The following is a 25,415-nucleotide window of genomic DNA, read 5'->3' as shown; positions in this document are numbered from 1 at the left end:
ACCGCTACCGGTCGGGGCTCAGCGAGTAACAACTCAGCTCTCGGCGCGGAAGGGATGAGGCGCGCGGGAGGTTGGGGGCGCGCGAGCGCGGGAGGCGGCGGTTACAGGAGGCCGGCGCGGCGGCGGGTGGTGCGGGTGGCGTGGACCGACCAGCGCGGGACCCACGGGCCAGCGCAGCGGTCGCGAGCCCGCCACCGGCCGCCATCACCCAGATGCCGGCGGCCAGTGAGCCGAGGGCGGCGCCGCCGGAGACGACGAGCGGACCGAGCGCAGCCCCGCCGTCCTGGAAGACGCGCCAGATCCCGAGGAACTGGGCCCGCTCACCGGGTGGGGCGGTGTCCGCGCCGAGCGTCATGAGGATGCCCGAGCTCATCCCGTTGCCCAGGCCGAGGAGCACGGCCACCGCGACGACGGGACCGAGGGTCGTCGTCAGCGGCAGCAGGGCCATCGCCAGGCCCATGGTGAGCACGGCCGGCACCCCGATCCACAGCCGGCCGAAGGAGTCCATGACCTTCCCGGCCGGGTAGAAGAGCAGCATGTCCGCCGCGCCCGCGATCCCGAAGACGATGCTCGTGACGGCGGGGTCCAGGCCCAGGTGCTCGGTCCACAGCGGCAGCACGGTCTGCCGGGCGCCACGCACGGCGCCGACGAGGAGCACCGCGACCCCGAGCGTGGCGAAGACCTGCCGGTGCTCGACGAGCACCGAGCGCATCGACCGCCGCGGGGGCGCGTCCCGCCGCGGCGCCGCGCCCGCGGTACCGGGCTCGGACCGGACGGCCGCGATGACGGCGGTGGCCACGAGGGAGGTGCCCAGCGCCAGCCAGTACCCCGCGCGGACGTCGGCGCCGTGGATGACGGCCGCTCCGGCGAAGGGGCCGATGAACAGCCCGATGCGGTGGACCCCGGCGAGGGTCGACAGCACGCGGGCACGGCGCAGCGGTGGGGTGATCTCGGTGAGGTAGGCGTGCCGGGCGAGGTTGAACACCGCGTTCGCCGCGCCGATGACGAGGACGCTGACGGCGAGGAGCGCGAGGTTCGGCGCGAGCGCGAGGCCGACGAAACCGAGCGAGGCCACGAGGCCCGCGAGCAGCATCGCGCCACGGTCACCGAGCCGGGCGGACAGCGCCCCGGCGGGAACGTCGGCGAGGAGCTGGCCGATCGGCAGGAGGGCCGCCATGAAGCCGGCGACGGCGAGGGACGCCCCCAGCCCCGTCGCCGTGAGCGGGACGATCGGCAGCATCGCGCCGATCCCGATCTCGAAGACCAGGGAGGGCACGAAGGCGCCCAGCACCACGGGCCGCATGGGGAACATGGGCTCCCCGCGCCCGGCCGCGCGTGCGGTCACGAGGCGTCGGGCGTGGTCCCCGTCTGCGGCTCGCCGGCGGGCGGGTCGTGCGGGTGCGCGAGGGAGACGATGTCGAGCTGGAGCTCGTCGATGACCGGCGCGGTCGGGTTCCAGTCGCTGGGCCGGTGGCGCTCGCCCGTCTCGGAGTGGGAGCCGCAGCCGTGGTCGAGGCTGACGACGCCGCCGTCGTCGGGGGACCACTCGTTGGCGCACACCCCGAAGACCTGGCGCAGCGAGCCGGCCAGGGGGAGGAAGAAGGCGCAGGTGGAGCACTGCTCGCTCGCGGCGCGGGCACCGCGCGAGGTGGGTCCACGCTCCCCCTCGTACCAGCGCGTCGCGGCCTGGCTGCGGCCCTCGGCCGACAGCACGCGCTCCCGGCCCAGACCCACCTCGTAGGCGAGCTCGGGACCGAGGACGTCGGCGTCGATCCCGGTCGCCTCGTACCCGGCGTCCAGCCGCTCGTCGTCGCCGATGTAGGGCAGCTCGTCGGTGGGGCCGACGTCGCTGGGCTGCAGCCGCTCGGACCACGGCACCCAGCCGGGCGCGAGGACCGCCTGGGAGCCGGGAAGGTGGTTGACCTCGACGACGGTGGCCCGGCGCGCACGGGGTGGCCGCGCCAGCGTCACCGCCCAGTACCAGCCGCGGTAGCCGGGCAGGAGGGAGGTGAAGACGTGGGTGAGGAGCCGGGAGTCCTCGACGACGTAGCCCGCGTGCTCCCCGACCTGCGCCTCGCCGACGTCGGCGACGACGGCCTCGCGGGCGAGGTCGACGGCGCCCGCCAGCACCGCCTCCTTGGCGGGCGGGGCGGTGCGGGGCACGAGCACGGCGGGTGCAGTCACGACTTGATCCTAGTTGCCCAGGCTCAGGCGTCGAACTGGTCGGCGAGAACGCGCAGGACCTGGGCGAGCTTCGTGCCCCGGCCCTTCTCGGGATAGCGGCCACGACGCAGCTCGCCGGAGGCGCGGTCGAGCTCGCGGATGAGGTCCTCGACGATCGGCACCATGTCCTCGGCCGGGCGGCGGTGCGCCTTGGCGACGGACGGCGGCGGGTCGAGCAGGCGCACGGACAGCGCGGAGGGGCCCTTGCGGCCGTCGGCGAGACCGAAGTCGACTTTCGCCCCGGGCTTGGGGTTGGGGTTGTCCGCGGGCAGTGCCGAGGCGTGGAGGAAGACCTGGGTGCCGTCGTCGGCGGTGATGAAGCCGAAACCACGGTCGGCGTCGAACCACTTGACCTTGCCGGTGGGCATGGGACCTCTCTGGGGCGGTGCAGGGGCGGAGGGGGCGGCATCGTGCCGCCGGAGGGAACCACCAGTTTACCGGCCCTGGAGCGCCCTCCGGGCCCGTTCCGCTTCGGGTGATCGCCGGGCCCCGGCGGGCTATACCGTGGACGACGGGGCCGGGAGGCCCTGGCGCACCGAGCGAGTGAAGGGCGAGAGATGACGCAGCAGTCCCCGGACCCTGTCCAGCAGGAGGTCCTCAGCGTGCTGGCCCGCTGGATGGTCGACTCCTTCCCCGCCGAGCCCGGCTGGGACGAGCTGCACCTGCAGCTGCGGCCGCTGCGTGACGTCGTGTCCTTCCGGGTCGTCGAGGTTCGTGGCGAGGAGCGCACCGCCCGTCTGGGCCGCCTCACCGCCGACCAGCCGCCCTACACCCTCGCCCGCCGCCTGCAGGACCTCAGCGCCCAGCCCGAGCAGGGCACGTGGATCGAGGCCGCGCTCACGCTGAGCGCCGTCGGCTGGCCCGAGCCCACCTTCACCGTGACCGGCCGCTTCAACCGTGACGGCGAGCCCGCCCCCTGGCGCGAGGGCGAGGAGCCGCTCGACGCGACCGACCTCGTCCACCACCTCACCCGCTACCCGCGCCGCGACGAGGCCGTGCCCGGCTGGATGGCGCAGCGCATCACCGCCGCCGGCCTCGCCGTCCCGGGACCGCGTGGCGCGGAGGAGACGACGGCGGGGACGGCCGCCACCGCGCCCGAGCCGGAGGGTGCTGCCGTCGCGAGCATCGCCGAGCCCGGTGACCGCCCGCGGCCCGAGGTCCTCGACATCGCCGTCGACCGCGACGGCCCGGTGCTCGCCGACGGCACCCGGCCCGGACGGCGCCGCCTGCGCCTGGGCGGCTCACTGCGCCTCCTCGACGTCCTGGAGACCGTGGGCGTCCCGCTCAGCTTCATCGACGACCGTGGCACGTGGATCGTGCGCCTGGGCGAGTCGCGCGACGCGGGCCAGATCCTCGCCGTCGTCGAGCAGGGACCGGGCGCCTCCACCGGCGCCGTCCCCGACGCGCGTGTCCACCTCCTCACCGAGGCGCAGCCCGCCGACCTCCTCGACGAGGACGGGCGCCTGCTCCTCTACTACTGCTCGGTGCCCGGGGAGCTGGAGGTCGTCCTCGACAGCGCCCGGCTCGGGGAGATCGTGCCCCCGCCGGCGCCGGCCACCCCGCCGGACAACGCGCTGGTGCGCGCCGCCGTCGCCGAGTTCGCCGCCGACCCCGGGCCCAGGCGCATGCTTCACGTGCTGCGTCAGGCGCTGGGCGGGAAGCTCGTCGTCGACGCGACCGGCTCGGAGCTGCCCGCGCCCGGCACGCCCGCCCCGGAGCTGCGTCTCACCACGCTGACCGCGCCGGACGGCAGCCGTGCCCTCGCCGCGTTCACGAGCAATGCCGCCCTCGCGGAGTTCCGCGCCAAGGCCGCCACGGCCGAGGAGCGGGTGACCGGCATCGCGCAGGCCGGCACGGCGCTGCTCGAGACCTTCCGCAAGGCCGAGGAGCTGGGCTGGTTCCTCATCGACCCGAACGGCCCCTCGTGCGCCATCGGCCGCAAGGAGGTCGAGCTCGCCCTCGCCGCGCCCAGCGCGAGCGCCGTCAAGGACCTGCTCACGGGCCCGCACACCGCCCAGGAGCTCGTCACCGCGCTGAGCGAGCCGGGCACCGACCTGTTCATCGCCCACACCGAGACCGACGGCCGCGCCGGTCCCGTCCTCGTGCGCGACCGCACCGACGGCAAGCCGGTGCTCCTCGCCTTCACCTCCCCCGTCGAGGTGGCCGCCTACAACCCCGACTTCGGTGCCCGCCGGCTCCCGGCCGGGGCGCTGCTCCAGCTGGTCGTGGCCAACCGCGCCAAGGCGCTCCTCATCAACCCGTCCGGGCCCCAGGGCGTGCTGCCCCTCGCGCAGGTGTGGCACGCGCTCGGCAACCCCGAGCTGCCCCCGGCACCCGCCGGCACCGGCGACGACGGCGGCCAGGCCACTGACGACGGCGAGGGCACCACCCCGTGACCACCGGTGGGACGGCCCGGCTGGCCGACGTCGTCACCGAGCTCTCCCGGCGCCCCGACGCGGACGTCGTCACGCTCCTGCGCGAGCGGCCCGACCTGCCCGTGCCACCGCCCACGACCCTCACGGCCCTCGCCGCCCGCGCCTGCTCCCGCCCCTCGGTCGAGCGGGTTCTCGCGGGCCTGGACCAGCACGTCCTGGAGGTCGCCGAGGCGGTGTGCGCGCTCGGCGGGCTCGGCCCGGTCGACGCCGGGGCCGTGCGCTCGGCCATGGGCGCTGCGGACGCCACGACGGCGGCGCGGGTGGACGAGGCGCACACCCGGCTGGAGCGCCTGCTGCTCGTCGTCGGCGGCCTGCCCGTCCTCGCGCTCCACGAGGCGCTCGGCCCCTACCCGGCCCGGCTCGGCCCGCCGCTCGCGGCGCTCGACGCCGTCCACGCCCCCGTCACCACGCCCGAGGCGCTCACCGCCGTGCTCGCCGACGCTCCGCCCGCCGCCCACCGCGTGCTCGACGCGCTCGTGAGCGGCACGCCCGTCGGTGTGACGAGCGGTGAGCCGGCCGGCGCCACGCGCTGGCTCCTCGACCACGGCGTCCTCCAGCGGCTCAGCGCCACCCAGGTGGTGCTGCCCCTGGAGACGGGACTGGCCGCACGCGGCGGACGCACGCACCCCGAGCCGCACCCCCACCCGCCGCGGGTGGAGGCGCCGAGCCGGCCGCCCGCCGTCGTCGCCGCCGAGTCCACGCGCGCGGCCGAGGAGCTGGTCCGGCTCGTGGGGGTCGTCGTCCGGCAGTGGACGCACGAGCCCGCGCCCGCGCTGCGCAGCGGCGGCCTGGGCGTGCGTGAGCTGCGCCGGCTCGCCGGCGACCTCGGCACCACCCCCGAGCAGGCGGCGGAGATCGTCGAGATCGCCGCGATGGCCGGCCTCGTCGGCCCCGACGACGACGGCGAGCGCCCGGTCCTCGGGCCCGCCGCCCCTGCCGCGGACTGGGCCGAGGACGAGCTCGCCGACCGGTGGGTCGCCCTCGCCGAGGGCTGGCTCGACTCCCCGCGGATGCCGTGGCTCGTGGGCACCCGTGACGACCGCGGCACGCTGCGCGCGGCGCTCGGGCCGGGCCTGGAGCGGGGCTGGGCGGCGCGGCTGCGCCGTCGGGTGCTCGCCTCCCTGCCCACCGGGACGGCGCCGGCTGCCACCGACGTCCACGCCGTGCTGCGCTGGCAGGCGCCGCGCGCGACCCCACCGGAGGCGAGCGTCGCCGCCGTCCTCGCGGAGGCGGAGCTGCTCGGGCTCACCGGCGCGGGCGCGCTCGGCTCCGCGGGCCGCGCGCTCGCGGACGGGGCGGGCGACGTCGCCGCGGCCCTCGCGGCAGACCTGCCGGAGCCGGTGGGCGAGATCCTCGTCCAGGGTGACCTCACCGCCGTCGTGCCGGGGCGTCCCACACGCGAGCTGGCCGAGCTGCTCGACCAGGTGGCCGACGTCGAGAGCCGCGGCGCGGCGCTCACCGTGCGCTTCACCGCGGAGTCGGTGCGGCGGGCGCTGGACGCCGGGACGGAGGCGCAGTCCCTCCTCGAGCGGCTGGCCGACGTCTCCCGCACCCCGCTGCCGCAGGCGCTGGAGTACCTCGTGGGGGACACGGCCCGGCGGCACGGACGGCTGCGCGTGGGCGGCGCCGGAAGCTACCTCCGGACGCCGGACGAGGCCACCACCCGCGCCCTCCTCGCCGACCCGCGGCTGGCCGGCCTGGGCCTGCGGGAGATCGCCCCGACGGCGCTCGTCAGCCGCGCCCTGCCCGGGGAGCTGCTCGAGACGCTGCGCCGCACCGGGGCTGCGCCGGTGCTCGAGGGCCCCGGAGGTGCGTCCGTCGGTGCCCGGCCGGAGGCGCGGCGCGCCGTCCGCACGGCCCCGCGCGTGCAGCGGGCGGGCGAGGTCCAGGTGCAGGGACCTGACGACGTCGCCCTCGAGCGGCTCGTGGGCCGGATGCGGACCGGCCAGGAGCGGGCCGACCAGCGCGACGACCTCCCGGCGACCGACCCGGTCCACACCGTCGCGGCGCTGCGGGAGGCCGCGAGCGCCGGCAGCACGGTGCGCGTCGTCCTCATCGGCGCGAGCGGCAAGCCCGAGCGCCGGCGGGTGCGGCCGGTGAGCGTCGAGGGTGGTCGCGTGCGGATGATCGACCTCGACCGCGAGTCCGAGCTCGTCGTCGCCATCCACCGCATCAGCGCCGTCGCCGACTGACCCCCTCCGTCCCCCGCCCCCTCCCCGCCGACAGCCGGATCCCTCCGCAAGCCCCCGCCTCCCTCCCCGCCGACAGCCGGATTCCTCCGCAAGCCCCCGCCTCCCCTCCCCGCCGACAGCCGGATCCCTCCGGCTCTCATTGCTCCACATGCGCCGTCACGCGCGCCCGGTCCACTGCGCTCAGCGACCAGCCGTCACCACCGGCGTCGCCACCCCCATCGTCGGACCATGGAGCTCATCACCGAACCCTTCACGATCCGTGACGCCGCCCGCCACGGCTTGCACGCCGACGCCCTCACCGAGCTGTGCCGCAGCGGTGAGCTCGTTCGTCCCCATCAGGGCGTCTACCCGCCGGCAGCCCTCGCGGATGACCTCGACGCGCGCATCGCGGCCACGGCGCGCGTGCTGCCCCGAGGTGCCGCCGTGGCTCGTGAGTCAGCGGCATGGGTACTCGGCCTCGATGTACGCCCACCTGGTCGCTGGCAGTCGCCGCCCCTCCTCGAGTGCGTCGTTCCGACCGGCGCGGTGCGCCCGGACCGCCCGGGGATCAACGCGTTCATTAGCGATCTTCCGCTCAAGGACGTGGCCATCGCGAACGGAGTACCGGTGACGACACCGACGCGGACGGGACTTGACCTTGCGAGGTACCGGCCGCGGTTCATCGGTCTCGGTGCCGTTGACGCCCTCACCCATGCCGGACTCGCGACAATCGAGGAGCTGACAGCAGCGTCAGAGCTCCTCAAGGGACGGCGCTTCATCCGCCGCGCGCGCGAGGTCATCGACCTGTGTGAGCCGGCTGCGGAGTCGCCTCCCGAGTCTTGGCTGCGGCTGCGGCTCATCGAGGCGGGGCTGCCGCGTCCGGCGGTGCAAGCAGCCTCACCGACGAGCACGGTCGGGAGGTGTACCGCCTCGATTCCGGGTACCTGAAGGAGCGGATCGGTATCGAGTACGACGGCGTGGAGCACCACCTCCGAACCTTCGACCAGCAACGACACGACGAGGAGCGCCGTCGCGACATCCGTGAGCGCTTCCAGTGGATTGTGCTGGTGGCCACCTCGGGCGACATCCTCGGTCGCGCCCCGCTGCTCGAGCACGCGGTCATGGAGCTGCTGGGCATCTCGCTCGAGGTGCGTCGGAAGCCGTGGGGACTCGGCTACTGAGCGAGGTCCCGCTCGGGCAAGGGGCATCGCGCGTCGAGGAATCCGGTTCTCGGCACGGAGGGGACCATGCGCCATCTGCGGAGGAGTTCGGCTCTCGACGCGAGAGGCATGGGGTCAGGCGAGGGGGACGTCACTGGGAGCTCGCCCGCCCGTGGGGTGACAATGGTCGGATGCCTGATGGCCCCCTCATCGTCCAGTCCGACAAGACCCTCCTCCTCGAGGTCGACCACCCGCGCGCGCGGGACGCCCGCCGCGCGATCGCTCCCTTCGCGGAGCTCGAGCGCGCCCCGGAGCACATCCACACCTACCGGCTCACGCCCCTGGGGCTGTGGAACGCGCGCGCCGCGGGGCACGACGCCGAGCAGGTGGTGAGCGCGCTCATCGACTTCTCGCGCTACCCCGTCCCGCACTCCCTGCTCGTCGACGTCGCCGAGACGATGGACCGCTACGGGCGCCTGCGTCTCGTCGCCCACCCGGCCCACGGGCTCGTCCTCGAGAGCACGGACAACGCCGTGCTCGAGGAGGTGCTGCGGTCGAGGAAGATGGCCGGCCTCGTGGGTGAGCGTCTCGATCCCAGCACCGTCGTCGTCCACTCGAGCGAGCGCGGCCAGGTCAAGCAGGTGCTCGTCAAGCTCGGCTGGCCGGCGGAGGACCTCGCCGGGTACGTCGACGGCGAGGCGCACCCGATCGCCCTCGAGCAGGACGGCTGGGCGCTGCGGCCCTACCAGGAGGAGGCCGTCGACACGTTCTGGCACGGCGGCTCCGGCGTCGTCGTCCTCCCCTGCGGGGCGGGCAAGACCCTCGTCGGCGCGGGGGCGATGGCCCGCTCGGCGACGACGACGCTCATCCTCGTCACCAACACCGTCTCGGCCCGCCAGTGGCGCGACGAGCTGCTGCGCCGCACCACCCTCACCGAGGACGAGATCGGCGAGTACTCCGGGGCGCGCAAGGAGGTGCGACCGGTGACGATCGCGACCTACCAGGTGTTGACGACGAAGCGCAAGGGCCTCTACCCGCACCTCGAGCTGCTCGACGCCCGCGACTGGGGCCTCATCCTCTACGACGAGGTCCACCTGCTGCCGGCGCCGATCTTCCGGATGACGGCGGACCTCCAGGCGCGCCGCCGGCTCGGCCTGACCGCCACGCTCGTGCGCGAGGACGGCCGGGAGGACGAGGTCTTTTCGCTCATCGGCCCCAAGCGCTACGACGCGCCGTGGAAGGACATCGAGGCGCAGGGCTACATCGCGCCCGCCGAGTGCACCGAGGTGCGCCTGACGCTGCCGGACGGCGAGCGGATGGTCTACGCGACCGCCGAGGCGGAGGACCGCTACCGGTTGGCGGCCACTGCCGGCGGCAAGGAGCGGGTCGTGGAGGACATCGTGCGCCGCCACCCGGGCGAGCAGGTGCTCGTCATCGGGCAGTACCTCGACCAGCTCGAGGACCTCTCCAACCGGCTCGACGCGCCCGTCATCACCGGCGCGACGAGCGTGAACCAGCGCGAGCAGCTGTTCGCACAGTTCCGCGCCGGTGAGCTGCCGGTGCTCGTCGTGTCGAAGGTCGCGAACTTCTCCATCGACCTGCCCGAGGCCTCGGTCGCGGTGCAGGTGTCCGGGTCCTTCGGGTCCCGGCAGGAGGAGGCGCAGCGGCTCGGCCGGCTGCTGCGGCCCAAGGCCGACGGCAAGACCGCGCACTTCTACACCGTCGTCACCCGCGACACCGTCGACCAGGAGTTCGCCGCCCACCGGCAGCGCTTCCTCGCCGAGCAGGGCTACGCCTACACGATCGTCGACGCCGAGGACCTCAGCGACACCGCCCTCCCGCCGACGGCTGAGCCGTCCCGCCGAGGAATCCGGCTGTCGGTGACATGGGGGCGGCGGGAGGAGTCCGGCTCTCGGCGACGGGGGCGGGGCGGGCCCGACCGTCAGGCGTAGGCGAGCTGGGTGATGCGCCCGAGGGTCGCCGCGGTGCGGCGGGTGAGGGCGGCGTCCTCCGCGTCGGGAGTGCCGGTGCGCACCCGCTCGGCGAAGCGCGCGACCTCCGTGCCGTACTGGTCGCCCTCGACCTCGACGACGGCGGTCTCCTCACCGTCGCGCTCGAGGACGATCCGTGCCCGCCCCTCGCGCTGGTCCGCCCGGAACACGTCCGGCAGGTGGATGCTGCCCGCGCTGCCGATGAGCCGTGCCTCGGCGCGGAAGGCCGCGTCGAAGGAGCAGTGGAGGTTCGCCGTCACCGTCCCGTACCGCGCGGCGACCGAGACCCGGGTGGCCGCGCCGCCCGGCTCCTCGACCTGCGCGACCACGCCCAGGTCGTCCGGCTCGGCGCCGGTGAGCCAGCCGAGGAGGTCCACCGGGTAGCAGCCGATGTCGTTGTGGGCGCCGCCACCCAGGTCCCGGCGCAGCCGGATGTCGAGCGGCTCGGTACGCGCCTGGACGAAGTGGAAGGAGGACTCGACGGTGACGAGCTCACCGATCTCCCCGCCGTCGAGCACCTCGCGCACCCGCTGCAGCTGGGGGTGGTAGCGGTACATGAAGGCCTCGGCGACCTGCACGCCGGCCTGCCGGGCCGCCGCCTCGACGGCGTCGAGCTCGGCCAGGCCCTGGACGATCGGCTTCTCGCACAGCACGTGCTTGCCGGCCTCGACGGCGGCGATGGTCCACCGCGCGTGCTCGGTGTTGGGCAGGGGCACGTAGACCGCGTCGACGCCGGGGTCCGCGAGGAGCTCCTCGTGGCTGCCGTAGTGCCGGGCGATGTCGAGCCGCTCCGCGTAGTCCTGCGCCCGGCCGCTGGCCGAGCTCACCGCCACGACCTCACCGGCACCGGCCCGCCGGATGGCGGGGATGACCGCCTTCTCGGCGATCCGGGCCGCACCGAGCACGCCCCACCGCACCACGTCCACCATCGAGCTCCTCCTCCTTGTCATGGGCTGCGGTCAGGCTAGCGCGACGCACCGACGGGCCCGCCCGACCGCCGTCGTCCTCCTCCGACCCGGCATGATGGGGCCCGACATGACGACGACGGGAGGCCAGGTGGACGAGGAGCGCGTGAGCGCCGAGCTCGTCGCCGTCATCACCGCGGTGCAGAACGACGTCCCGCTCGTCCTCACCACGGCCGACGGCCAGCTCCTGCCCTCGGGCCCGCTCCAGCCCGGCGGCGGGTCCATGCAGGGGGGCATGCGCTCCTGGGTCACCCGGCAGACCGGCTACGAGCTCGGCTACGTCGAGCAGCTCTACACCTACGCCGACCGCAGCCGCGGGCCCAGCCCCGTCCTGGAGATCTCCTATCTCGGCCTCACCACCGTCTCGGCGGTGACGCCGGGCTGGCGCAGCTGGCTCGAGTACTTCCCCTGGGAGGACCAGCGGGCCGGCGACGGCGTGGTCGAGGCGGTCCTCGCCCCCGCCCTGGAGCGGTGGGCCACGACGACGGCGGACGACGAGCTGGCCCAGCGGCGCCGTCTGCGCACCGCGGTGACCTTCGGGCTCGAGGACAACCCGTGGCTGCCCGAGCTGGCCCTCCAGCGCTACGAGCTCCTCTACGAGGCGGGCCTCGTCCCCGAGGCGCAGGGCGCCGGCGCTCCCGGTCTGCCGATGCAGCGCGACCACCGCCGGATCCTCGCCACCGGCATCAGCCGCCTGCGGGCCAAGATCCAGTACCGGCCGGTCGTCTTCGAGATGCTCCCCGAGAGCTTCACCCTCGGCCGGCTGCAGACGACCGTCGAGGCGGTGGCCGGGCAGCCGCTCCACAAGCAGAACTTCCGGCGGCTCGTCGAGCAGCAGGAGCTCGTCGAGGAGACCGGGGAGGTCGACTCCTCCACCGGCGGCCGCCCGGCCAAGCTCGTCCGCTTCCGCCGCGCCGTCCTCGACGAGCGCGAGGCCGTCGGGACGAAGCTGCCCATCGCGCGGCCCCGGTAGGCACATTGCGCTGCACCGGCGGGGAGGCGAAGATCGCAGGGTGAGCCAGACCTCCTCGCGGCGCCTGCGCGCCGCCCTCGTCGCCCCCCTCCTCGTCCTGCTCGGCCTCGTCGCCGGGCCGGCGGCCGCGGAGCCCCCGCTCTTCCTCGAGGGCCCGGTGACCGACGAGGCCGGCGTGCTCGACGGCGGGGAGGTCTCGGACATCGAGGACGCGGTCACCGAGCTCCAGGAGGAGCGCGGCGTCGACCTCTTCGTCGTGTACGTCGACACCTTCGACGGCATGGACCGCGAGAGCTGGGCGCAGGAGACGATCAGCACCTCCGACCTCGGCACCGACGACGTCCTCCTCGCCGTCGCCGTCGAGGACCGCAACTACTGCCTGTGCGGGGACACGACGACGATCTCCGAGCAGGGCCTGCAGGCCGTCAGCACCGAGTACGTCGAGCCGGAGCTGCGGCAGGACAGCTGGGGCCAGGCGGCCGTCGCCGCCGCCGAGGGCCTGCGCGAGTGGGACGGCAGCGGCGCGGGCGCGCCCGGCCCGGGCGGCAGCAGCGGCGGCGGGATCGGCTTCGGGACCATCTTCGTCATCGGTCTCCTCGTCATCGCGGCCATCTCCCTCTTCTCCTGGGTGCGCGGGCGGAACAAGCAGGGCGCGGCCCCGCGCGGGCCGCGCGGCCAGGAGCTGCCCGCCGACCACCCGCTGCGCCTGCCCACCGAGGAGCTCAACAAGCGGGCCGGCTCCGCGCTCGTCGCCGTCGACGACGCGATCCGGTCCTCCGAGGAGGAGCTTGGCTTCGCCCGCGCCCAGTTCGGCCTCCAGGCCACCGACCCCTTCAGCAACGCGCTCGCCGAGGCGAAGACCAAGGCCGCGCGCGCCTTCCACGTGCGCCAGCTCCTCGACGACGACCAGCCCGAGACCGAGCCGCAGGCGCGGACGATGATGGCCGAGATCCTCACCCTGTGCGACGACGTCGCCACGACCCTGCAGGAGCAGGCGTCCCACTTCGCCGAGCTGCGCGACATGCAGTCCCGCGCGCCGCAGGTGCTCGGGGAGATGGAGATCCGCGCCGGGGAGGTCGAGGGTCGCCTGCCCACCGCACGGGTCGTCCTCGACGGGCTCGCCGCCCGCTACCCGGCCTCCGCGCTCACCTCGATCTCGCAGAACCCGCAGCAGGCCACCGGCCTGCTCGAGGGGGCACGGGAGGCGATTGCCGAGGGTCGTCGCCACGTCGACGCCGGTGACCGGGCGGCCGCCGTCGCCGCGGCCTACACCGCGCAGGAGGCGATCGGCCAGGCCGCCTCCCTCCTCGACGCCGTCGACCGCGCGGGCGACGACCTCGCCCAGGCGGGGCAGCGGCTCGACGCCGCCCTCGCGTCCATCGGCTCCGACATCCAGGACGCCGCCCGCCTCGCCCCCGACGACACCGTCGTCGCGCCCCGCGTGGCCGAGGCACGCGCCGCGATCGAGATGGGCAACCAGGCCCGGCAGGGCGGGGACCCGCTCGCCGCGCTCGAGCGGCTCACCGCCGCCGAGGACGCCCTCGATGCCGCACTCGCGCCCTCCCGCCAGCTCGAGGAGCGCCGCGAGCGTGCCCGCACCCAGCTCGCCCACCGGCTCGACGCCGTCAACGCCCGCATCGGCGCCGTCTCGGACTTCATCCGCACCCGCCGCGGCGCCGTCGGCAGCGAGGCCCGCACGCGGCTGTCGGAGGCCACTCGGCTCGCCGAGCAGGCCGCCGCCCTCGCCGACAGCGACCCCGAGCGCGCCCTCGCGCTCGTCCAGCAGGCCGAGCAGCGCATCGCCGCAGCCCAGCAGCTCGCCGAGCGCGACATCAACTCCTTCGGCGGCTTTGGTGGGGGCTTTGGTGGCGGCTACGGCGGGCAGCGCGGCGGCTTCGGTGGAGGCGGCGGACGGTTCTGACCGGACGCGCCCCGCACGGCAGGCTTTGCAAGAATCCATGAGCACCACACGACGAAGGGCAGCACCATGACCGAGAAGCAGAGCATCCTGGGGCGCATCGCCCAGCTGACGCGGGCGAACATCAACGCGATCCTCGACCGCGCGGAGGACCCGCAGAAGATGCTCGACCAGCTCGTACGCGACTTCACCAACTCGATCGTCGAGGCCGAGGAGGCGGTGGCCGTGACGATCGGCAACCTGCGCCTGGCCGAGCAGGACCACGCCGCGGACCTCGAGGAGGCCCGCGACTGGGGCAACAAGGCCCTCGCCGCGTCGAACAAGGCCGACGAGATGCGCGGAGCGGGCAACGCCGCCGAGGCGCAGCGCTTCGACGACCTCGCGAAGATCGCCATCACCAAGCAGATCGCCGCCGAGCAGGAGGCTCGTGACGCGGAGCCGATGATCGCCTCGCAGAACGAGGTGGTCGACAAGCTCAAGACCGGCCTCACCCAGATGCGCACCAAGCTCGAGGAGCTGAAGTCGCGCCGCGACCAGCTCGTCGCCCGCGCCAAGACCGCCGAGGCCCAGGGCAAGGTGCAGAACGCGATCTCCTCGATCAACGTCCTGGACCCCACGACGGAGATCTCCCGCTTCGAGGAGCAGGTCCGCAAGGAGGAGGCCCGCGTCGCCGGCCGCGCCGAGATCAATGCCGGCTCCCTCGAGTCGCAGTTCGCCGAGCTCGAGGACTACGGCACCAAGAGCGAGGTCGAGCTGCGCCTCGCCGCCCTCAAGCAGGGCAAGACGCCGGGCCAGATCGAGGCCTGAGCCACCAGCCGTTCCACCGTGTGGGGCTCGGGTCCGTGACGGACCCGGGCCCCACACGGTCTTTCCGGACACGACGCGGCCCGGGAGCCGCCGTCGTCGTCCACTCGTCGCTAAGGTGACCCCATGCCTGACGCGCCGCGCACGTACCTGCTCATCGACGGTGAGAACATCGATGCCACCCTCGGGATGAGCGTCCTCGGGCGGCGCCCCGCCCCGGAGGAGCGGCCCCGATGGGACCGCATCCTCGACTTCGCCCACGCCGCCTTCGACCAGCCGGCCAAGGGCCTGTTCTTCCTCAACGCGAGCTCCGGGCAGATGCCGATGAGCTTCGTCCAGGCGCTGCTCGCGATGAGCTTCAACCCGATCCCGCTGTCCGGTCTCTCCTCGGAGAAGGTCGTCGACATCGGTATCCAGCGCACCCTCGAGGCGATCGCGGACCTGCCCGAGGGCGACGTCCTCCTCGCCAGCCATGACGGCGACTTCCTCCCCCAGGTGGAGCAGCTCGTCGACGCCGGCCGCAAGGTGGGCGTCATCTGCTTCCGCGAGTTCGTCAACCACCAGCTCACCGAGCTGACCTCACGCGGGCTGCGGATCTTCGACCTCGAGGACGACCTCGGCGCCTTCCAGACGCCGCTGCCCCGCGTGCGGATCATCCCGCTCACGAGCTTCGACCCGAGCCGCTACCTCTGACCGTGACGAGCCTGCTCGTGCGGCGGGCACGGCTCGTGCCGGTCGCCTCCCGTCGCGGCGCCCCCTCCCCGGGCGGCGCCGTCGTCGACGTGCGGGTGACGGACGGGCGCGTCGTCGAGGTCGGGCCCCGGCTCGCGGCCGGTGGCGAGGAGCTCGACGCCCACGGCCGCTGGCTCATCCCCGGGTTGTGGGACCAGCACGTCCACAGCAGCCAGTGGGCGCGGTCCTTCACCCGCATCGACCTCACGACGGCGCGGAGCGCGGCCGAGGCCGTGGAGACCGTGCGGACGGCCGTTGCCGCCCGTCCGCCCGCCCCGGGTGCGCTCGTCGAGGGCTACGGCTTCCGTGACGCGCTGTGGCCCGACCTGCCGACGACGACGGCGCTGGACCGGGCGGCACCGGGCGTCGCCGTGGTCCTCGTCTCGGGTGACGTCCACTGCGGCTGGCTGAGCAGCGCCGCCATGCGGCAGCTGCGGGTCGCACCCCGCGACGGGCTGGTCCGCGAGCACGAGTGGTTCGACGTCCTCGCCGCGATCGGGCGGCTGCCGCAGTCCGACGACGACGGGCTGCGGGCGGCGATGGCCGCGGCGGCAGCGCGCGGGGTGGTCGGCGTCGTCGACATGGAGTTCGCGGCCAACCATCGCGTGTGGCCCGAGCGGGTGGCCGCCGGTCTGGACGCGCTGCGGGTGCGCACCGGTGTCTACGCCGACGACCTCGACGACGTCCTCGCCGCCGGCCTGCGCACCGGCGACCCGCTCCCGGGCGGACGTGGTCTGCTCACCATGGGGCCGGTCAAGGTCATCTCCGACGGCGCGCTCAACACGCGCACCGCCTTCTGCCACGAGCCCTACACCGCCGTCGGCGCCGACGCCCAAGCCGACGCGGGGCACGGGGAGCAGACGGTTCCGCCGGAGGAGCTGCGCGAGCTCATGACGCGCGCGTCCGAGGCGGGGCTGACCACCGCGGTGCACGCGATCGGGGACGCCGCCGTCACCATCGTCCTGGACGCCTACGAGGCGACCGGTGCCCGCGGGACCGTCGAGCACGCCCAGCTGGTCGCCGCGGCCGACGTGCCGCGCTTCGCGTCGCTCGGGGTGGTGGCCAGCGTGCAGCCGGCGCACCTGCTCGACGACCGGGACCTCGTGGAGGCCGCCTGGCCGGGTCGCGCGGAACGGACCTTCCCGCTGCGCCACCTGCTCGACGCCGGCGCGGAGCTGCGCTTCGGCTCCGACGCGCCCGTCGCGCCGCTCGACCCGTGGCTCGCCATGGCCGCCGCCGTCACCCGCACCGCCGACGAGCGTCCGGCGTGGACGCCGGCCCAGCGCCTCACGCCCGCCGAGGCGCTCGCCGCGAGCACCGACGGCTGGGGCACCGTGGCGCCCGGCCACCCCGGCGACCTCGTCCTCCTCGACGCCGATCCCCTCGCACCCGGCACCGACCTGCGCACCGTCCCCGTCGCCGCCACCCTCCTCGCCGCCCGCCTCACCCACACCACGCTCTAACCCCTCCCCTCGCGAGCGCCCCTCCACCCGCCGAGCGCTGAGTTGTTCCCCGGCATCTCGTCCGGCTACCCCCAACCCGCCGAGCGCTGAGTTGTTACGCCACATCCCCACACGCTCCTCCCCTCACCCACCGAGCGCTGAGTTGTTACGCCTCCTTGGAGCACTCCGCGAACGACGTGTCAGGAACAGTGCTCCACAGATCGCACCTAACACCCGAAGTCCCCACGTCCCCACAGACGGCGGAGGCCGGTTCTGCGGTCGCTGCCACCGTCTACCGATGGACGTCATCTCTGAACCATTCACCTACGAACATGCCCGACGACACGGCCTGACAGCCAATGACCTCGTCGAGCTCTGCCGTGCCGGCGAGCTCCTTCGCCCACATCGCGGGGTCTACCTGCCCGCTCACCTGGTCGACGACCTCGATGCGCGCGTGGTCGCCGTCGGCCTTCTCCTTCCCCGGGGCGCTGCGGTCGCCCGCGAGTCTGCGGCATGGATGCTCGGGCTCGACGTCCGCCCACCGGAGCGGTGGCAGAACGCCCCCAAGCTCGAGTGCCTCGTGCCCCTCGACGGGATCCGGCCTCGGCGCCCCGGCGTCAACGCCTTCATCAGCGAGCTGCGGCCGGACGACATCGTCGTCATCAACGGCATCGCCTGCACCACAGCGACCCGGACAGGCCTGGACCTCGCTCGCTGGCGTCCTCGCTTCATCGGGCTCGGCGCGGTCGATGCCCTGACCCACGCCGGACTGACGACCGTCACTGATCTCGCGGAGGCGGCGGGTCGCTTGGCTGGCCACCGCTTCATCCGGCGGGCACGTGAGGTCATCGACCTGTGCGAACCCGCCACGGAGTCAGTCCCTGAGTCGTGGTGCCGGTTGCGCCTCATCGAGGCCGGCCTCCCCCGACCGGCCGTCCAGATCAGTCTTCGGGACTCGGACGGCAGGGAGGTCTATCGACTCGACATGGGGATCCTCGAGGCACTCGTCGCCATTGAGTACGACGGCGCCGAGCACCACCTCCGGACAGTCGCCGACCGCGAGCGCGACGAGGCGCGCAGAGAGGACATACGCAGACGCTGGCGCTGGCGGGTCCTCCCGGTCACGTCGGCGGACATCCTCGGACGCTCTCCCCATCTCGAGGGCGCAGTCATGGAGCTGCTCGGCATCTCGATCGACTTCCGCCGCCAGGACTGGGGTCTGCAGGCGTAACAACTCAGCGCTCGGCGAGACGGAGGACGTAACAACTCAGCGCTCGGCGGGATGGGGGGGCGTTCACCTGGCTTTCAGGAAGGATTCAGGAATCGGCGGCACACTGGTGCTATGACCGGGGACCAGGCGCGCCTGCTCGTCGTCGACGACGAGCCGAACATCCGTGAGCTCCTCACGACGTCGCTGCGCTTCGCGGGTTTCGAGGTCGTCGCCGCCGCGGACGGCAACGAGGCGATCCACCTGGCCGTCGAGGCCGAGCCGGACCTCATCGTCCTCGACGTCATGCTGCCCGACATGGACGGCTTCACCGTCACCCGCCGCCTGCGCGAGCGCGGCCACCACACGCCGGTCCTCTTCCTCACCGCCCGCGACGACATGTCCGACAAGGTCACCGGCCTGACCGTGGGCGGGGACGACTACGTGACCAAGCCCTTCAGCCTGGAGGAGGTCGTCGCCCGCATCCGGGCGATCCTGCGCCGCACCCAGCAGCAGGAGCCGGACGAGGGCGTGCTGCGCTACGCCGACCTCGAGCTCGACGAGGACGCCCACGAGGTCCGCCGCGCCGGGCGCGTCATCGAGCTGTCCCCCACCGAGTTCAAGCTGCTGCGCTACCTCATGGTCAACGCCGGTCGCGTCCTGTCGAAGGCGCAGATCCTCGACCACGTGTGGGAGTACGACTGGGGCGGCGACGGCGCGATCGTCGAGTCCTACATCTCCTACCTGCGCCGCAAGGTCGACGGCCGCGGCACCGACGGCGAGAAGCCCGTCCCGCTCATCCACACCCGCCGCGGGGTCGGGTACATGCTCCGCGAGCCCACCGGATGACCCTGCACGAGCACCTGAGCGCGGTCCCGATCCGCCACCGGCTCGTGCTCATCGTCGTCGTCGTGCTCGGTCTGGGCCTCACCGTGGCGGGGACGACGACCGGCACCCTGCTGCGTGCTTACCTGCTCGAGCAGACCGACGAGCAGATCGCGACGGCGGCCCGGAACGTCAACATCGACACGCTCCGACAGCTGGACGCCGACCCGGACGCCGGCGCCGTCATGCCGTCCGACTACTTCCTCAGCCTCCGCCTGCCCGGCGCCACCCCGCTCGACATCTACGCTGAGTGGACGCCACCGCGCTTCGGCACGCCCGAGCTCCCCGACACGGTGTCGACGCTCGGGGAGGCCTACACCGTGGGCAGCGACGTGTCCGGCCAGCGGTGGCGCGCCGTCACCTACGGCGTGCAGGACGCCCCCACCGGCACGACGCTCACCGTCGCCCTCCCCCTCGAGGGCGCCGACGAGACCGCGTACCAGGTCGCCCGGACGATCGTCATCTCCGGGGTGCTCATCATCCTCCTCGGCGCGGCGCTCAGCTGGTTCGCCGTCGAGCGCGCCCTGCGCCCGCTGCGGCAGATCGAGCAGACGGCCGGCGCGATCGCCGCCGGTGACCTCTCCCAGCGGGTGCCGGAGAAGAACCCGCACACGGAGGTGGGGCGGCTGTCGCACTCGCTCAACACGATGCTCGCCCAGATCGAGCGGGCCTTCGCCGCCCAGGCGGCCTCGGAGAGCCGCATGCGCCGCTTCGTCTCCGACGCGAGCCACGAGCTGCGCACCCCGCTCGCCACGGTTCGCGGCTACGGCGAGCTCTACCGGATGGGCGCGATCCCCGAGGCCGAGCTGCCCGCGGCGATGGCCCGCATCGAGAGCGAGGCGAGCCGCATGGGCGGCCTCGTCACCGACCTCCTCCAGCTCGCCCGCCTCGACGAGGGCCGCCGCCTCGCCCGCGAGCCCGTCGACCTCGCCGTCCTCGCCCACGACGCCGTCGCGGACCTCCGCGCCCTGGACCCGGGGCGCACCGCGACGCTCGTCCCGCTCGCGGACGGCATCCCCAGTCCGGACGCGATGGTCGTCCTCGGCGACGAGAACGCCCTGCGCCAGGTGCTGTCCAACCTCACCGGCAACGTCGTGCGGCACACCCCTTCCGGCACCCACGTCGAGGTGGCGGCCGGACGCGAAGGGCGACACGTCGTCGTCGAGGTCCGCGACCACGGGCCGGGCATCTCCCCCGAGCACGCCGAGCGCGTCTTCGAGCGCTTCTACCGCCTCGACGACTCCCGGGCTCGCTCCTCCGGCGGCTCCGGGCTCGGGCTGGCGATCGTCTCCGCCCTCGTTGCCGCGCACGGCGGCACCGCTCGGGTGCTCCCCACCCCAGGGGGCGGCACGACCGTCCGCATCACCCTCCCCGCCCCGGGCTGACTCGCCGTCGCGACCAGCGAGCCGCCCGGTGTGGTTGCATGGCGCGGTGGCACACCGGGCGCAGGGCGACTTCGACACGACGGCGTTGCGTGGCCCCCTCCCGCGCACCGGTCAGCGGCCGGGCAGCTCCCGCCTCCCGCTCCTCATTGCCCTCGGCGTGCTGGCCCTGGCCTTCGTCGTCGTGAGCGCGGTCGCCGCACGCGAGGGTGCCGGCGCCCTCAGGGCGCTGGCCGACCCGGTCCTGCTGGGAGCGCTGGGTCTCGGCGCTGTCCTCGCCGCGCTCGTCGGACTCCTCCTCACCGCGCTGGTCCGGAGCGGTGGCCGGCGGTCGCGCCGTCTGGCCGCGTTCGCCGCGGCCAACGGCCTCGCCTACCACGCCCGCCATCCGGAGCCCGCGGGCCTCCCCGGGACCGGGCTGTTCGACCGTGTCCGCCGCGGCGGGCAGGCCGCGTGGATCAGCGACGTCGTCGTCGACGCGCGAGATCGTCACGTCGAGTACGGCCAGGCTGCCGTGCGGCGGGGCACCTCGCGGGGCAGCTCGCTGGAGTGGTGGGGGTACGTCGCGGTGCGCACCGTGGTCCCGATGCCGCACGTCGCGGTCCTCCGCCGGGGCCGGCGCGGGCGACCGGCTGCTCCCTTCGCGCTGCTGCGGCAGCTGGCTGACCACGTGCCCCACGTGCCCGGCCCCGACCCGCGGTTCACCGTGCTCTGCCCTCCCGCCCACGAGCGGGACGTCGCGGCCGTCGTCTCCCCGGAGCTCCTCGACCGGTGGGCGAGGCTGGGCCTGGACGTCGAGATCCTCGACCGGTGGGTCGTGCTGTTCCGCCGTGGGCGGCTCGTCAGCCTCGACCCGGACCGGTGGCAGGAGCTCGCGGCGATGACGACGGCGCTCGACGCGCGCCTCACCGCCTGGGAGGCGCTGCGCGTGCCCGAGCGGCCGCGGCCTCAGGCGTCGTAGATCTCCACCTCGGCAGCCTTGACGACGAGGACGACGTCGTCGCCCACCCCGATCTGCAGGGCGCTGAGGGACGCGGGGGTTACGTCCGCGGCGAGGCGCGAGCCCGACGCCGTCTCCCCGCGCACCCGGACGAGGGCCCCCTGCTGCTCCAGCCCCGTTACCCGCACCGGCAGTGCGTTGCGCGGACTGCCGCCCGGGGCGGCCCGGTGGACCGCCACCGCCCGCGGGGAGAACGCGGCGGCGGCACGACCCGTCGTCGCGGGCTGCGCGCTCGCGAGCCCGTGGACGACGTCGTCGCCGGTCCGCACGGCGTCCGCCGCCACCCGCGCTCCGAGGAGCAGGTTGACCCCCGCGAGCCGCGCACCAAAACCGGACCGCGGCCGGCCGAGCACCTCCGCCGTCGTCCCCTGCTCGACGACGCGGCCCCCCTCGAGCACGACGACGTCGTCGGCGAGGGCGAGGACGTCGAGGAGGTCGTGGGTGACGACGACGGCGGACCGTCCGGAGCCACGCAGCGCCGCGCGCAGGACCTGGCGCAGCTGGGCCGCGGCGTCGACGTCGAGGGCGGAGAGGGGCTCGTCGAGCAGGAGGAGGTGCGGGTCCGGTGCAAGCGCCCGGGCGAGGGCTACGCGCTGCGCCTGCCCGCCGGAGAGCCGGTGGACGCGCCGCTCGGCGAGCGCCTCCGCGCCCACCTCCACCAGCCGGGCCCGCGGGGACGGTCAGCTCGACCTCCACGTCCCGCTCCGGCACGGCCGCCCGGACGCTGAGGGCCGGCGTGCTCACGAGGCCGCCCCGCCGCGCCGGGGGCGCTGGGTGAGCAGGACGATGCCCGCCGCGACGACGACGAGCACGAGCGACAGGGCGATCGCGGCGTCGGGGTCGGTCTCCCGCTGGAGGTAGATCTCCAGCGGCAGGGTCCGGGTGACGCCCTGGAGGGAGCCGGCGAAGGTGAGCGTGGCGCCGAACTCCCCGAGGCAGCGGGCGAAGGCCAGCGCCATCCCCGAGCCGAGGGCGGGCATGAGCAGCGGGATCGTCACGCGCCGCAGCACGGTGGTCGGGCGGGCGCCGAGGGTGGCGGCCACGACCTCGTGCCGACGCCCCGCGGTCCGCGCGGCGCCCTCGACGGCGATGACGAGGAAGGGCAGGGCGACGAAGGTCTGGGCGAGCACCACCGCCGTCGTCGAGAAGGCGATGTCGAGGCCGAGCACCTCGAGCCGCTGCCCGAGGAGGCCGCGCCGGCCGAAGGTCGTGAGCAGGGCGAGCCCGGAGACCACGGGCGGCAGGACCAGCGGCAGGAGGACCACGGTCCGCACCACCCGGGCGCCGGGCAGCCGCCCCCAGGCGAGCACGAGCGCGAGGGGCACGCCCAGCACGACGGCGAGGGCGGTGGCGGCGGCCGAGGTCCGCAGGCTGAGGGCGAGCGCGGCAAGCGAGGCCTGCGAGCCGAGGAGGGCGGGCAGGTCGGCCCACGGCACCCGCAGCAGCATCCCGAGCACGGGCAGGGCGATGAGCAGGACGCCGACGGCGGCGGGCACGAGCACCCAGCGCGGCAGGCCACCGAGGTCGCGGCGCGGCACGACGCGGCGGCGGTCCGGGACGGCGGTCACGGCGTGCCGAACCCGGCGTCGCGCAGCAGCTCGCGACCCTCCGGGCCGAGGAGCAGCTCGACCCACGCGTCGGCCAGCTCCGGGCTGGCGGCCCCGGCGGTGACGGCCGCCGGGTACCGGTTGACGACCTCGTCCGCCCGGGCGACGGCGATCGTCTCGACGGCGTCCCCCGCGGCGGCCGCGTCGGTCGTGTAGACGAGCCCCGCGTCCGCCTGCCCGCTCGTCACCTTGCCGAGGACGTCGACGACGCTGCCCTCCTCGCTCACCGGCGAGAGCGAGACACCGAGGAGCTCGGCGAGCGCGGTGGTGGCCGCGCCGCACGGCACCTGCGGGGCGCAGGCGACGAGGGCGGTGTCCTCGAGGCTCCCGTCCAGGCCGGTCACTCCGGCCGGGTTCCCCCTCGGGACGACGAGCGTGACGACGTTGCGCGCGAAGACCTGCGGCTCGCCGGTGACGGTCCCGGCCGCGACGGCGCGCGCCATCGTCGTCTCGTCCGCGGTGGCGAGCACGTCGGCCGGGGCGCCGGCGTCGAGCTGCGCGACGAGGTCGGAGGAGCCCGCGAAGGAGAAGCTCACCTCCGTCCCGGGGTGCTGCTCGGTGAAGACCTCGGCGAGGTCCTCGAACACGCCGTGGAGGGACGCCGCGGCGAGGACGGTGAGTCGCTCGTCCGGCGCCGCGGCGCTCCCCGCTTCCGCCCCTCCGCAGGCGGCCAGGCCCAGCGCGACGACGACGGCGGCGGCGGCGAGGCCCGGCCTGCGGGTCACCGGTTCTCCCGGGGTGCTTCCACGATGACGGTCGTCGCCTTGACGACGGCGGAGGCGAGCGAGCCGGGCTCGAGCCCGAGCTCCTCGACGGCCTCGGCGCTCATGAGGGAGACGACCCGGAAGGGTCCGCACTGGAGGTCGACCTGGGCCATGACGCCGTCGGCCCGGACCCTGGTGACGAGCCCGGCGAAGCGGTTGCGGGCCGAGCTGGAGACCCCGCCGACCTCCGGCAGCTGGCGCCGCTCGGCGAGCTCCTGGGCGTAGCGGGCCAGCTCGGCGCCGTCGAGGACCTTGCGCCCGGCGTCGTCGGTGCCGGCGGTGAGGTGCCCGTCGTCGACCCACCGGCGCACCGTGTCGTCGCTGACGCCGAGGAGCGAGGCGGCGGAACCGATCCGATACTGCGGCATGATCGGGAGCATACCGCCGCAGATACGGCTCGGCGTCAGCGACGGACGATCAGCCATCCACCTCGCTGGCAAGGTCGGACTCGTAGAGGCTCTCGAGCTCCGTCTGGACGGTGCCCATCTCCTCCGCCACGTCGACGTCGGAGGTGAGGATCCGCTGGAGCGTCTGGGAGAGCAGGAGGTCACCACCGGGCACGAAGACGCGCGCGAAGTCCTGGACGCGGGCCCGGCTCAGCTGCTCGACCGCCGTCTCGAACTGCGGCCGCTCGGCGTAGACCTCGGACATGTCGGCCTCCGTGTGCACCGGGACGTACCCGGTCGCCGCGGAGAACTTCGCGGTGGACTCCGGGCTCGTCATGTGGCCCATGAACATCGCCGCGGCGAGCTGACGCTCCGGCGTGCTGTCCGAGGCGATCATGAGGCCCGCGCCGCCGGTGGGCGTCTCACCCTCGGCCGCCGGACCACCGGGCAGGAACGCGGTCCCGACCTCGAAGCTCGCGGTCTCGAGGATGCCACCCAGCGACCCGGTGGACTGGACGATCTGGCTGGCAGCACCGGAGGAGAAGTTGTCGGCCGGGTCGCCCGAGGCCACCGAGGCCCAGTCACCCACCGCGCCCTGGGCGAACTCCAGGGCCTCGACCGTCTCCGGGGAGGCGACCGGCGAGAAGTCCCACTCCTCGGACCAGGAGCCGCCGTAGCCCCAGACGATGTTGGCCATCCACCACGCGGGGTACTGGTCCTGCGGCGGGAAGGCGAAGGCGGTGTCGGCGACCCCGGCCTCCATCAGCTGGCGGGACACCTCGGCGACCTCGTCCCACGTCTCCGGCGGGGCCTCGATGCCCGCCTCCTCGTAGTGGTCGACGTTGTAGTAGAAGAGCGGGGTCGAGCGGGCGTAGGGCACGCCGTAGTGGCTGTCCTCGTAGAGGTAGTCCTCGTAGAGCGCCGCGACGTAGCCGGAGGTGTCGACGTCGGCGGCCTCGAGGAGGTCGTCGACCGGCGTGAGGGCGTCGTTGAGGTAGTTGGGGAACCAGGTGGCGTCGGAGAGGACGACGACGTCGACCTCGGCGCTGCCCTGCGCCGTCTGGAAGCGGGTGGAGGTCTCCTCGTAGTTGGCCCCCGAGGTCACGACGTTGACGGCGATGCCGGTCTCCTCCGTGAACTCCGCGATGAGCTCGTTCTCGACGTCGGCCGAGCCGCCGGGGTGGTTGGTCCAGAAGGTGATCTCGTCGGCGGGCTCGACGCCCTCGAGGTCGGTCCCCGTCGCGTCGTCGGTAGCGTCGCCGCCGCTGCTCGTGTCGGGCCCGCAGGCGGTCAGGGTCAGGGCGGCGACGCCGAGGACGGCGGCGCCACGGGTGAGGCGGCGAAGTGGCTTGCTCATGGCGTTACTCCTT

At 74.4% G+C, this 25,415-nt stretch carries 22 protein-coding genes and 2 pseudogenes; 15 read left to right on the top strand and 9 right to left on the bottom strand.

What is annotated here, in order from left to right; all coding sequences use genetic code 11:
• Window positions 1-4: 4 nt before the first annotated feature.
• From ACWPXV_RS02910 to ACWPXV_RS02900, 3 genes are read right to left on the bottom strand one after another with little or no spacing between them, the layout of a single operon-like run.
• The gene (locus ACWPXV_RS02910; RefSeq protein ID WP_454083812.1) at window positions 5-1,345 is read right to left on the bottom strand and encodes an MFS transporter; all 1,341 of its coding nucleotides are present in this window, start codon (window positions 1,343-1,345) and stop codon (window positions 5-7) included.
• Window positions 1,342-2,184 carry a DUF3027 domain-containing protein gene (locus ACWPXV_RS02905; RefSeq protein ID WP_454083811.1) on the bottom strand — a complete coding sequence of 281 codons (843 nt, stop codon included), beginning with the start codon at window positions 2,182-2,184 and terminating at the stop codon, window positions 1,342-1,344. Before ACWPXV_RS02905 ends, ACWPXV_RS02910 begins: the two co-directional genes overlap by 4 nt.
• 23 nt (window positions 2,185-2,207) lie before the next feature.
• Window positions 2,208-2,591 (bottom strand): cold-shock protein, encoded by a 384-nt coding sequence (locus ACWPXV_RS02900; RefSeq protein ID WP_454083810.1) that lies wholly within the window; start codon window positions 2,589-2,591, stop codon window positions 2,208-2,210.
• Between the two features lie 189 nt (window positions 2,592-2,780).
• Here ACWPXV_RS02900 and ACWPXV_RS02895 point away from each other — a divergent pair, with 189 nt between their 5' ends.
• From ACWPXV_RS02895 to ACWPXV_RS02875, 5 genes and pseudogenes are all read left to right on the top strand, one after another.
• Window positions 2,781-4,619, top strand: coding sequence for an SseB family protein (locus tag ACWPXV_RS02895; RefSeq protein WP_454083809.1), 1,839 nt, complete (start codon window positions 2,781-2,783; stop codon window positions 4,617-4,619).
• Window positions 4,616-6,850 (top strand): helicase-associated domain-containing protein, encoded by a 2,235-nt coding sequence (locus tag ACWPXV_RS02890; RefSeq protein ID WP_454083808.1) that lies wholly within the window; start codon window positions 4,616-4,618, stop codon window positions 6,848-6,850. Before ACWPXV_RS02895 ends, ACWPXV_RS02890 begins: the two co-directional genes overlap by 4 nt.
• A 228-nt stretch (window positions 6,851-7,078) precedes the next feature.
• Window positions 7,079-7,777: a type IV toxin-antitoxin system AbiEi family antitoxin domain-containing protein gene (locus ACWPXV_RS02885; protein ID WP_454083807.1), complete on the top strand. Its 699-nt coding sequence runs from the start codon at window positions 7,079-7,081 to the stop codon at window positions 7,775-7,777.
• Window positions 7,750-8,010, top strand: coding sequence for a hypothetical protein (locus tag ACWPXV_RS02880; RefSeq protein WP_454083806.1), 261 nt, complete (start codon window positions 7,750-7,752; stop codon window positions 8,008-8,010). The genes ACWPXV_RS02885 and ACWPXV_RS02880 overlap by 28 nt, the downstream gene beginning before the upstream one ends.
• Window positions 8,011-8,180: 170 nt before the next feature.
• A pseudogene (locus tag ACWPXV_RS02875) lies at window positions 8,181-9,812 on the top strand (DNA repair helicase XPB); the annotation flags it as partial.
• Window positions 9,813-9,931: 119 nt separating this feature from the next.
• Here the strand turns inward: ACWPXV_RS02875 and ACWPXV_RS02870 are convergent.
• On the bottom strand, window positions 9,932-10,909 hold the full coding sequence (locus ACWPXV_RS02870; protein ID WP_454083805.1) for a Gfo/Idh/MocA family protein: 978 nt from the start codon (window positions 10,907-10,909) through the stop codon (window positions 9,932-9,934).
• A gap of 106 nt (window positions 10,910-11,015) precedes the next feature.
• Between ACWPXV_RS02870 and ACWPXV_RS02865 the strand changes: the two genes are divergently transcribed.
• The 10 genes and pseudogenes from ACWPXV_RS02865 to ACWPXV_RS02820 all read left to right on the top strand — a co-directional run bounded on the left by ACWPXV_RS02865 (window position 11,016) and on the right by ACWPXV_RS02820 (window position 21,249).
• Window positions 11,016-11,918 carry an NUDIX hydrolase gene (locus ACWPXV_RS02865; protein ID WP_454083804.1) on the top strand — a complete coding sequence of 301 codons (903 nt, stop codon included), beginning with the start codon at window positions 11,016-11,018 and terminating at the stop codon, window positions 11,916-11,918.
• A gap of 40 nt (window positions 11,919-11,958) precedes the next feature.
• On the top strand, window positions 11,959-13,839 hold the full coding sequence (locus tag ACWPXV_RS02860; RefSeq protein WP_454083803.1) for a TPM domain-containing protein: 1,881 nt from the start codon (window positions 11,959-11,961) through the stop codon (window positions 13,837-13,839).
• A gap of 66 nt (window positions 13,840-13,905) precedes the next feature.
• Complete coding sequence (locus ACWPXV_RS02855; protein ID WP_454083802.1) at window positions 13,906-14,643, top strand: PspA/IM30 family protein; 738 nt, start codon at window positions 13,906-13,908, stop codon at window positions 14,641-14,643.
• 123 nt (window positions 14,644-14,766) lie between these two features.
• Window positions 14,767-15,333 (top strand): NYN domain-containing protein, encoded by a 567-nt coding sequence (locus tag ACWPXV_RS02850; RefSeq protein ID WP_454083801.1) that lies wholly within the window; start codon window positions 14,767-14,769, stop codon window positions 15,331-15,333.
• 2 nt (window positions 15,334-15,335) lie between these two features.
• On the top strand, window positions 15,336-16,835 hold the full coding sequence (locus ACWPXV_RS02845; RefSeq protein ID WP_454083800.1) for an amidohydrolase: 1,500 nt from the start codon (window positions 15,336-15,338) through the stop codon (window positions 16,833-16,835).
• 277 nt (window positions 16,836-17,112) lie between these two features.
• Window positions 17,113-17,190, top strand: a pseudogene (locus tag ACWPXV_RS02840) (hypothetical protein); the annotation flags it as partial.
• 522 nt (window positions 17,191-17,712) lie between these two features.
• Complete coding sequence (locus tag ACWPXV_RS02835) at window positions 17,713-18,045, top strand: hypothetical protein (protein ID WP_454083895.1); 333 nt, start codon at window positions 17,713-17,715, stop codon at window positions 18,043-18,045.
• A 111-nt stretch (window positions 18,046-18,156) separates the two neighbouring features.
• Window positions 18,157-18,870 (top strand): response regulator transcription factor, encoded by a 714-nt coding sequence (locus ACWPXV_RS02830; protein WP_251839758.1) that lies wholly within the window; start codon window positions 18,157-18,159, stop codon window positions 18,868-18,870.
• A complete protein-coding gene (locus tag ACWPXV_RS02825; RefSeq protein ID WP_454083799.1) occupies window positions 18,867-20,291 on the top strand; it encodes a sensor histidine kinase in 1,425 nt (474 codons plus the stop codon). Before ACWPXV_RS02830 ends, ACWPXV_RS02825 begins: the two co-directional genes overlap by 4 nt.
• Before the next feature lie 46 nt (window positions 20,292-20,337).
• Window positions 20,338-21,249, top strand: coding sequence for a hypothetical protein (locus ACWPXV_RS02820; RefSeq protein ID WP_454083798.1), 912 nt, complete (start codon window positions 20,338-20,340; stop codon window positions 21,247-21,249).
• Here ACWPXV_RS02820 and ACWPXV_RS02815 read toward each other — a convergent pair.
• The 5 genes from ACWPXV_RS02815 to ACWPXV_RS02795 all read right to left on the bottom strand — a co-directional run bounded on the left by ACWPXV_RS02815 (window position 21,237) and on the right by ACWPXV_RS02795 (window position 25,402).
• Window positions 21,237-21,941 (bottom strand): TOBE domain-containing protein, encoded by a 705-nt coding sequence (locus tag ACWPXV_RS02815; RefSeq protein ID WP_454083797.1) that lies wholly within the window; start codon window positions 21,939-21,941, stop codon window positions 21,237-21,239. The two genes, ACWPXV_RS02820 and ACWPXV_RS02815, sit on opposite strands and share 13 nt — an antisense overlap.
• 87 nt (window positions 21,942-22,028) lie before the next feature.
• Window positions 22,029-22,856, bottom strand: a complete 828-nt coding sequence (locus ACWPXV_RS02810) for an ABC transporter permease (protein ID WP_454083796.1) — start codon at window positions 22,854-22,856, stop codon at window positions 22,029-22,031.
• Complete coding sequence (gene modA, locus ACWPXV_RS02805) at window positions 22,853-23,620, bottom strand: molybdate ABC transporter substrate-binding protein (protein WP_454083795.1); 768 nt, start codon at window positions 23,618-23,620, stop codon at window positions 22,853-22,855. Before modA ends, ACWPXV_RS02810 begins: the two co-directional genes overlap by 4 nt.
• Window positions 23,617-24,027: a TOBE domain-containing protein gene (locus ACWPXV_RS02800; protein ID WP_454083794.1), complete on the bottom strand. Its 411-nt coding sequence runs from the start codon at window positions 24,025-24,027 to the stop codon at window positions 23,617-23,619. The genes modA and ACWPXV_RS02800 overlap by 4 nt, the downstream gene beginning before the upstream one ends.
• 49 nt (window positions 24,028-24,076) lie before the next feature.
• Window positions 24,077-25,402, bottom strand: a complete 1,326-nt coding sequence (locus ACWPXV_RS02795) for an ABC transporter substrate-binding protein (protein ID WP_454083793.1) — start codon at window positions 25,400-25,402, stop codon at window positions 24,077-24,079.
• Between the last annotated feature and the right edge of the window lie 13 nt (window positions 25,403-25,415).

Source organism: Georgenia sp. Marseille-Q6866, from assembly GCF_965111665.1.
The sequence above is the reverse complement of the archived record's forward strand: the minus strand, read 5'-3'. Positions and strand labels throughout refer to the sequence as shown.

Coding starts and splice junctions, on each gene's coding strand:
- ACWPXV_RS02825 (WP_454083799.1), top strand. CDS start 18,867: ATGACCCTGCACGAGCACCTGAGCGCGGTCCCGATCCGCCACCGGCTC.
- ACWPXV_RS02865 (WP_454083804.1), top strand. CDS start 11,016: ATGACGACGACGGGAGGCCAGGTGGACGAGGAGCGCGTGAGCGCCGAG.
- ACWPXV_RS02900 (WP_454083810.1), bottom strand. CDS start 2,591: ATGCCCACCGGCAAGGTCAAGTGGTTCGACGCCGACCGTGGTTTCGGC.
- ACWPXV_RS02795 (WP_454083793.1), bottom strand. CDS start 25,402: ATGAGCAAGCCACTTCGCCGCCTCACCCGTGGCGCCGCCGTCCTCGGC.
- ACWPXV_RS02800 (WP_454083794.1), bottom strand. CDS start 24,027: ATGCCGCAGTATCGGATCGGTTCCGCCGCCTCGCTCCTCGGCGTCAGC.
- ACWPXV_RS02850 (WP_454083801.1), top strand. CDS start 14,767: ATGCCTGACGCGCCGCGCACGTACCTGCTCATCGACGGTGAGAACATC.
- ACWPXV_RS02830 (WP_251839758.1), top strand. CDS start 18,157: ATGACCGGGGACCAGGCGCGCCTGCTCGTCGTCGACGACGAGCCGAAC.
- ACWPXV_RS02855 (WP_454083802.1), top strand. CDS start 13,906: ATGACCGAGAAGCAGAGCATCCTGGGGCGCATCGCCCAGCTGACGCGG.
- ACWPXV_RS02885 (WP_454083807.1), top strand. CDS start 7,079: ATGGAGCTCATCACCGAACCCTTCACGATCCGTGACGCCGCCCGCCAC.
- ACWPXV_RS02895 (WP_454083809.1), top strand. CDS start 2,781: ATGACGCAGCAGTCCCCGGACCCTGTCCAGCAGGAGGTCCTCAGCGTG.
- ACWPXV_RS02870 (WP_454083805.1), bottom strand. CDS start 10,909: ATGGTGGACGTGGTGCGGTGGGGCGTGCTCGGTGCGGCCCGGATCGCC.